Here is a 1,381-nt window from a genome sequence, read left to right on the forward strand (position 1 = left end):
GGGCGCGGGCCGCGGACGATCAGCGGGAGGGTGTCGGTGGCCGCGTCGCCGTAGTCCATCGCGGCGAGCCCCGTGACGTTGAACAGCTCGATGTCCAGGACCCCGGGCACCAGTCCGGCCACCGCGTCGGGGACGACGTACACGTCGGCGCCCTCGTGCAGGGTCGTGAACGACGGCTTGGCGCCGGAGCCTTCGGGTGGCGCCACGGAGACGGTGGGACGGCCGTCGGCGACGGGGCCGAGGGTGACGGTGTCGCCCGTCACGAGGGTGACCTCGGTGCCGGGCCGGACCCCGGCCGCGGTGCCCTCGTTCGGGCCGGACGGGGCGGCCGGGGCGGCCTGCGGGGCGCCCGGGGCGGTTGAGGTTGCGGTGGCGAGTGCCGCCGGGTGTGACACTGACGATTCCGGCAGCGCTGTGGCTAGAGAGGGCACGGAGGCCAGCAACGAGGCGAGGCAGCCGAGCACGGCGGCGCGGACGGGCAGGTAACGCCGGGGCGAACGATGCATGACTCGGGTTGTAACCCGCCCGTCCGGCGCCTAGGAAGCGGTTTCCGTTGGCGACTTGTCGCCATGTCGGCCATTGGCCAGACAGGGCGCAGGTGCGGCGGAGGCCCGTGCGGAAGGAGCGTGAGGGACGGTGCTGGAGCCGGCAGGCGTCGAGCCGACGGAGGAACGGGTGTACCGGCTGCTGGTCGGGCTGCACGGCGCGGACGCGGAGTCCGTGGCCGGGGAGCTGGGCCTCGACCGGCGGCGGGCGGAGTCGCTGCTGACCTCGCTGCGGGAGAAGGGACTTGTCAGCGGCCCGGAGAAACGCGCGGACGGCTCCGGGTACTTCGCGCCCGTGGCGCCGGACGTGGCGTTCGGGCCGCGGCTGCTGCGCGGGCAGGAGGCGCTGGAGCGGGCCAGGCGCGGGGTGACGGAGCTGGCCGAGGAGTTCCGGGCGGGCGGCCGGCGCCGCGACGCACGGCAGCTCGTCGAGGTCGTCACCGGCGTGGCGGCGATCCGGCAGCAGATACGCGACCTCGCCTACGGCGCGCGGAAGGAGGTGCTGGCGCTGTGCAAGGCGGGCCACGTGGCGATGCCCTCGGAGGAGAACGACGAGGAGTTCGAGATGCTCGCCAAGGGGGTGCACTACCGCGTGATCTACGAGCGCGCGCTGCTGGAGGAGCCCGGGATGCTGGGCAACGTCGCCCTCGGCGTCCGCGCGGGCGAGGCGGCGCGGGCGGCGAGCGCGCTCCCCGTACGGCTGATGATCGCGGACGGGGCGCTGGCGCTGTGCCCGCTGGTGCCGAACGCGGACAGCAGGTTCGGCGAGCCGACGGTCGCGGTGGTACGCAGCAGCGCCCTGCTGGACGCGCTGATCGCCCTCTTCGAGAGCCAGT

At 74.6% G+C, this 1,381-nt stretch carries 1 protein-coding gene and 1 pseudogene; one reads left to right on the forward strand and one right to left on the reverse strand.

Features of this window, described 5'->3' with window-relative positions:
• Window positions 1–506, reverse strand: a pseudogene (locus tag H5J30_RS33365) (hypothetical protein); the annotation flags it as partial.
• A gap of 130 nt (window positions 507–636) precedes the next feature.
• Between H5J30_RS33365 and H5J30_RS33370 the strand changes: the two are divergent.
• Window positions 637–1,381, forward strand: a 745-nt coding sequence (locus tag H5J30_RS33370; RefSeq protein WP_181791474.1) for a TrmB family transcriptional regulator, incomplete at its 3' end; no start/stop codon positions are given.

Origin of the sequence: Streptomyces phytophilus, from assembly GCF_013870535.1 — a bacterium.
Lineage (GTDB): Bacteria > Actinomycetota > Actinomycetes > Streptomycetales > Streptomycetaceae > Streptomyces > Streptomyces phytophilus.